General features: G+C 64.4%; 8 protein-coding genes. All 8 read left to right on the top strand.

Features of this window, described 5'->3' with window-relative positions:
* Positions 1-238 (top strand): hydroxyethylthiazole kinase (locus BP858_RS06335; RefSeq protein ID WP_286879133.1); only part of this gene is annotated, 238 nt, incomplete at its 5' end.
* The gene (gene thiE, locus BP858_RS06340; protein WP_286879143.1) at positions 228-863 is read left to right on the top strand and encodes a thiamine phosphate synthase; all 636 of its coding nucleotides are present in this window, start codon (positions 228-230) and stop codon (positions 861-863) included. The genes BP858_RS06335 and thiE, both read left to right, overlap by 11 nt.
* A gap of 431 nt (positions 864-1,294) precedes the next feature.
* Positions 1,295-1,777, top strand: a complete 483-nt coding sequence (gene tsaA, locus BP858_RS06345) for a tRNA (N6-threonylcarbamoyladenosine(37)-N6)-methyltransferase TrmO (RefSeq protein WP_014866038.1) — start codon at positions 1,295-1,297, stop codon at positions 1,775-1,777.
* 91 nt (positions 1,778-1,868) lie between these two features.
* Positions 1,869-2,696 carry a molybdate ABC transporter substrate-binding protein gene (gene modA / locus BP858_RS06350; protein ID WP_014866037.1) on the top strand — a complete coding sequence of 276 codons (828 nt, stop codon included), beginning with the start codon at positions 1,869-1,871 and terminating at the stop codon, positions 2,694-2,696.
* Complete coding sequence (tsaA, locus tag BP858_RS06355) at positions 2,693-3,178, top strand: tRNA (N6-threonylcarbamoyladenosine(37)-N6)-methyltransferase TrmO (RefSeq protein ID WP_286879134.1); 486 nt, start codon at positions 2,693-2,695, stop codon at positions 3,176-3,178. The genes modA and tsaA (BP858_RS06355) overlap by 4 nt, the downstream gene beginning before the upstream one ends.
* Positions 3,179-3,189: 11 nt before the next feature.
* The gene (locus BP858_RS06360; RefSeq protein WP_286879135.1) at positions 3,190-4,002 is read left to right on the top strand and encodes an ABC transporter permease; all 813 of its coding nucleotides are present in this window, start codon (positions 3,190-3,192) and stop codon (positions 4,000-4,002) included.
* The gene (locus tag BP858_RS06365; protein ID WP_281767254.1) at positions 4,002-5,051 is read left to right on the top strand and encodes an ATP-binding cassette domain-containing protein; all 1,050 of its coding nucleotides are present in this window, start codon (positions 4,002-4,004) and stop codon (positions 5,049-5,051) included. Before BP858_RS06360 ends, BP858_RS06365 begins: the two co-directional genes overlap by 1 nt.
* Positions 5,052-5,093: 42 nt before the next feature.
* Positions 5,094-5,612, top strand: a complete 519-nt coding sequence (locus BP858_RS06370) for a RimK/LysX family protein (protein WP_014866033.1) — start codon at positions 5,094-5,096, stop codon at positions 5,610-5,612.
* Positions 5,613-5,818 lie beyond the last annotated feature (206 nt).

Consider the following 5,818-nt stretch of genomic DNA (forward strand, 5'->3'; position numbering starts at 1 on the left):
CCTCTCCGGGACCGGATGCATGGCCGCATCGGTCACCGGGGCGTTCGCCGCGATCGCAGACGACTACGCGGTCTCATCGGCGGCGGCGCTCGCGGCCTTCGGCCTGGCTGGGGAGCGGGCCGCGGCAGGGGCACGCGGGCCGTACTCGTTCCGGACGGCACTCTTTGACGAACTCTCCGTGCTCACCCCCGGCGACCTTGCGGAGCATGCACGGCTCGAGGGACCCCATGGCGTATGACCTCTACGTGATCACCGATGAGGGAGTTGGACACGGCCTCTCCCACGCCGGGATCGCGCAGCGTGCCGTCGCCGGCGGTGCTGACGTGATCCAGCTCCGCGACAAGAGACTCTCCGGCCGCGACCTCCTCACCGCGGCCACTGCCATCCGCGAGATCACCTATGACGCCGGCGCGCTCTTCATCGTGAACGACCGTCTCGACGTAGCCCTCGCGGCCGGTGCCGACGGGGTCCACCTCGGCGAGAGCGACCTCCCCATCGAGCACGCGCGAAGGATCGCTCCGCCCGGGTTCGTCATCGGGGCCTCGGTGGGGTCAGTCGCCGCGGCGGTCCGCGCCTCCGCGGCAGGAGCCGATTACGTGGCGCTCAGCCCCACGTTCCCGACCACGTCCAAGGACGATGCAGGCCCAGGCCACGGGTTATCCATGCTCTCCGCGCTCCGCTCCGCAGTCTCCCTCCCCCTCGTCGCGATCGGCGGCATCAACCCGGAAAACGTCGGCGACGTCATCGCCGCAGGGGCCGACGGGGTAGCGGTGATATCGGCGGTCGTCGGGCAGGAGGATATCACAGGTGCCGCACGGGACCTCCGGGCCCGGATCACCGCTGAGAAGGCCAAAACCCGTTAATAGCGATGTAACCCGCCTTCCGCGGTAAGCGCGCCATGAGCCTTCGGCACCAGTACTTCGCTAATTTTGACAGCCGACAATGATGCGGCCTCACGTGACGCCTCAATGTGAGTTCTCAGCGCCCGGAAACTGGATTTCGCGGCTTCGCGGGCAACGCGCGAGGCTCTATCCACCGTGATGAAATCTCACGCGAAGGCGCGAAGAGCGCGAAGGGGACGATACCGCCCAGCAACCGAACTTCGCGGCATTCGCGTGAGATCTTGTCAGCTTGCCCCGGCACTCCGATTCAACGAGGGGTATGAGAAGCCGGATGACCCTTCTTCGCGCGAGGCTTCATCAGTTCGCACCCAACGGCGCCTCGTCTCCCACAAGTCTGCCTGTACACAAACCCTCTTCGTTTTTGCCGGACAACACCCTTTCGAGTGATATCCATGACCGAGATCGTATTCACCCCGATCGGCACCGTCCACTCCCCCTTCAGCGACCCCAGGGATATGCCCATCCAGCCCGTCGGCGCCCGGGGCGTCCGGGGCACGATCGAGCTCGACCCGGCCTGTGCCGCCGGCTTACAAGACCTCGCAGGGTTCTCCCGGATCATCGTCCTCTACCACTTCCACCGTTCCAACGGCTACTCGCTCGAAGTGGTCCCGTTCCTCGACAAAACACCACGCGGCGTCTTTGCGACCCGGGCGCCCCGACGCCCGAACGCCATCGGGATCTCCATGCTCAGGCTGATCGCCGTCGATGGAGCGACGCTCACCGTCGAGGACGTGGATATCCTGGACGGCACCCCGGTCCTCGATATCAAGCCCTACGTCCCGGCGTTCGACGCCTATCCCGACGAGCGCGCCGGATGGCTGACCACGACATCAGGGGCCGCCCGCACCATGCGGTCTGACGATCGGTTCTGTTAATATGGGAGAATATTAAGTTAACAATATTTACATAACAGAGAAGTAAACTATAGCACTTTAATATCGCCGGAGTGGATACTGAACGGTATCCATGATGAAAAAAGCCATAGCACTGATTACCATCGTCATCCTCGCCGGCCTCCTCTGCACGGCGGGATGCACATCCCAGCAGGCGCCGGCCACCGGCGACAACACCACCCCCGGTGCGACCGATACATCGATACTCGTCTACTCCGGCGCAGGCCTCAAGAAGCCGATGAACGAGATCGGAGCGGCGTTCACCGAGAAGACCGGTATCAACGTCGAGTACAACTTCGCCGGTTCGGGCACGCTCATCAGCCAGATGGAACTCTCCCGGAAGGGTGACGCCTTCATCCCCGGCGGGACGCCTGACTACCGGATAGCACAGGATAAGGGGCTGGTCGGAGAACCCGGGTACGTTGCCTACCATGTCCCGATCATCGCCGTCCAGAAGGGGAACCCGCAGAATATCACCTCGGTTGACGACTTCGCCCGGCCGGGGCTGAAGATCGCGCTCGGCGGCGCAGAATCCACCGCGATCGGCAGGGCCGGCGACAAACTCTTCCAGAAGCACGGTATCCTCGACGCCGTTGAGAAGAACGTCGTTCTCCGGGCACCGACGATCAATGAAGTGGTGGTCGCGATGAACATGGGCACCGCCGATGCCGCGCTCCTCACGCTCGACATGATCAACCCCGAGAAGATGGATACCATCGATCTGGCGCAGGAAGACGGCCTCACCCTCATCGTCCCGATTGGGCAGACCACCTTCACGACGCAGCCGGACACCGCCCGGCAGTTCGCTACGTTCGTCACATCCGATGAGGGGAAGGCGATCTTTGCAAAGCACGGGTTCCCGACCTACCCGGACCCGGCGTACGCGGGGATCGAGCCATGAAGGAGAGCGAAGCTTACTCCTGCAGGGCTGTCGGGATTGCCCGCACCCCTTTTTCGGACCCGACCGCCACCCCGATCCAGAGCATCTTCTCCACCGCCCGCGGGACGGTGGAGGTCTACCCTGAGTTCCGGGACGGGCTCGCGGCACTCGCGGAGTTCTCCCACATCATCCTCATCTACCGGTTCCACCGGGCCGCCGGCGAAGAACTCAGCGAACGGCCGCTCATCGACGGCGCCGAGCCGCACGGTATCTTTGCGACCCGGCACTTCAACCGCCCGAACCGGCTCGGGGTGTCGGTCGTCAGGGTTCTTGGGATCGACGAAGGACGGGTCTCCGTCGAGGGCGTCGACCTCCTGGACGGGACGCCGGTCCTCGACATCAGGCCCTACATCCCTGAGTTTGACAGCGTTCCTGACGCAGGATCAGGGTGGGTGACGCCCCGGCACGTCGAACAGATCAGGCGGCAGAGCGCATCATTCTAGGTTGGTCGGCCGTGCCCCCGAACCGGGATGCCCTCTCCCGCCCCTCCGCATTTAAGGCGCTCTTTCTCGCAGTCTTGTTCGGTCTGGTCGCCTACATGGTCGTCGTCATCGTCGGCCTCGTGGTCTACCCGCCGCTCCCGGCCCTCATCGAGAGCCTCACCTCCCCCGAGATCCTCTTTGCCATCAAACTCTCGCTCATCACATCGGTGATCTCGACCACCCTCTGTGTAGTCGCCGCCGTCCCGGTCGCCTACTCCCTCGCCCGGTTCTCGTTTCCGGGCAAGGGGCTCATCAACAGCATCTTCAATATCCCGCTCGCCCTCCCGCCGCTCGTTGCGGGCGTGGCGCTGCTCATCTTCTACGGTCCCTCGACGTTCGGGCGGATGCTCTCGGCCACGGGGCTCGACGTCATCTACACCCCGCTCGGGATCATCGTCGCCCAGTTCTTCGTCAACCTCCCCTACATGGTCAGGGTCACCCGGTCCGCCTTCGAGACGATCAACCCCCGCTACGAGCACGTCGCCCGGACGCTCGGATGCACCGAGTGGGGGGCGTTTCGCCAGGTCGCCCTCCCGCTGGCCAGGAGCGGCATCGTCGCCGGTCTCGTCATCACCTGGTCTAAGTCCATCGGCGAGTTCGGTGCGGTCCTCATGCTCGCGGGAGCCACCCAGATGAAGACCGAGACCCTGCCTATTGCGCTCTTCCTGAACATGTCAACCGGAGACCTCGACCTTGCCATCGCCGCGTCGGTCATCCTGATCGTCATATCGGTGGCGTCGCTTGCGGTCTTTGAGCGCTACAGCGACAGCCGGGGGATCTTCTGATGCTCGATGTCAGGGGACTCTCCCTCTCCCTCGGGGAGTTCTCCCTCGACGGCGTGGACCTGACCGTCGACGACGGAGAGTACTTCATCATCCTCGGGCCGACCGGTGCGGGAAAGACCATCCTCCTTGAGACGATCGCGGGGATCTATGCGCCCGCTTCGGGGACGATCAGCCTCGACGGCCGTGATATCACCCGCACCGACCCGAAGGACCGGGGGATCGGGATGGTCTACCAGGACTACATGCTCTTCCCCCACCTCACCGTGGAAGAGAATATCGGGTTTGGCCTCCTGCAGCGAAAGACTGAACCAGACCGGATCAGGGAGCTGGTCTCTGAGACTGCAGACCTGCTCGGGATCGGCCACCTCCTCGACCGCACCCCGGGGACGCTCTCGGGCGGCGAGCAGCAGCGGGCCGCAATCGCCAGAGCGCTTGTCCTCCGGCCCCGCGTCCTCCTCCTGGACGAACCGCTCTCGGCGCTCGACGCCGTCACCCGGGACCGGCTCAGGCGGGAACTCAAAGCCGTCCACCGGGCGACCGGGACGACGGTCGTCCACATCACCCACCACTTTGAGGATATCTTCGCCCTCGCCGACCGGGTGGCGGTGATGCAGGACGGGAGGATCGCCCAGACAGGGACGCCGGACGAGGTCTTCAGGAAGCCAGCCACCGAGTTCGTCGCCGCCTTCACCGGCATGGAGAACGTCTTCTACGGGGTCTCGAGGGTCAGGGACGGGGAGGCGACGATCGACCTTGGCGCCATCACCCTCCGGACCGTCACCGCGGTCGAGGGCGACGTCTGCGTCGGCATCAGGCCCGAGGAGATGATCGTCTCCCGTGAGGCGTTTGAGTCGAGCGCCGTAAACGCCTTCTCAGGATCGGTGACCGAGATCCAGCAGAACGGCATCTTCTCACGAGTCGTTGTCAACGCAGGCCTGCCCTTCGTCGCCGTCCTGACCCGGCAGAGCGTCGCCCGCCTGGGCCTCGCCGAAGGGGAAGAGGCCCATGTCACCTTCAAGGCCTCGGCGGTCCACGTCTTCCCCCGATAGCGGGGCAGGGTATTTTATCCCGGCCCGCCCAGGGGATAACCGATGGAGAGCGACATTCCACGACAGATCGCCTTTGCCGCCACAGAGGCCGCGCTTGCCGACCGGTTCGGCATACCGGCCGACGCCCTCATCCCCCTCCTCTTCTCGCTCCGCTACGGGGGTGACTGGAGTTACGCCTCGGGGGATGTCACCGCCATATCGGCGGTGAAGAAGACCACGGTCTACGACGACGAGAGCCGGACCGGCTACTCCCTCGAGGAGATCTACCTCTTCACAAACCCGGTGCTCCTTGACCGTGAAGGCACGGTCCACCGGCTCGAGAAGTGCGGTGAGGTCCCTGCCCGGCTGCTGGTCGAGCGGCCCTACCGGGTGCGCCTCGGCGCCGACCGGGTCATCAGGATGACCGTCAACCCGCTCGAGCGCGAGATCAGGACCGAAGAACTCGAGGTTGCGGAGATGACCTTCTCCGGCTCCACCGCCTACGGGATCGACCACGAACTTGAGCATCTGGCCGGGCGGGAGATCGCCGGGGAGGGGCTCTGGGTCTTCAGGTTCGGGTGATGGGCTAGTGGAGTATTTCACCTTACCTTGAGGGTGCGTGGGCGTGATCGCCAGCCGCACGCGAAGACGCGAAGAGCGCGAAGGGTTCTGATTGGGGATACACGGGCATCAAGGCTTCGCGCTCAACGTGAGAGGCGATATTGCACAGGCAATATTAGATGAAATGCTCCACTAGTGGACCATTTCACCTTATGTTGCGGGTCCTG

The sequence above is a fragment of the Methanoculleus sp. UBA413 genome (assembly GCF_002502935.1).
Classification (GTDB): Archaea; Halobacteriota; Methanomicrobia; order Methanomicrobiales; family Methanoculleaceae; genus Methanoculleus; species Methanoculleus bourgensis.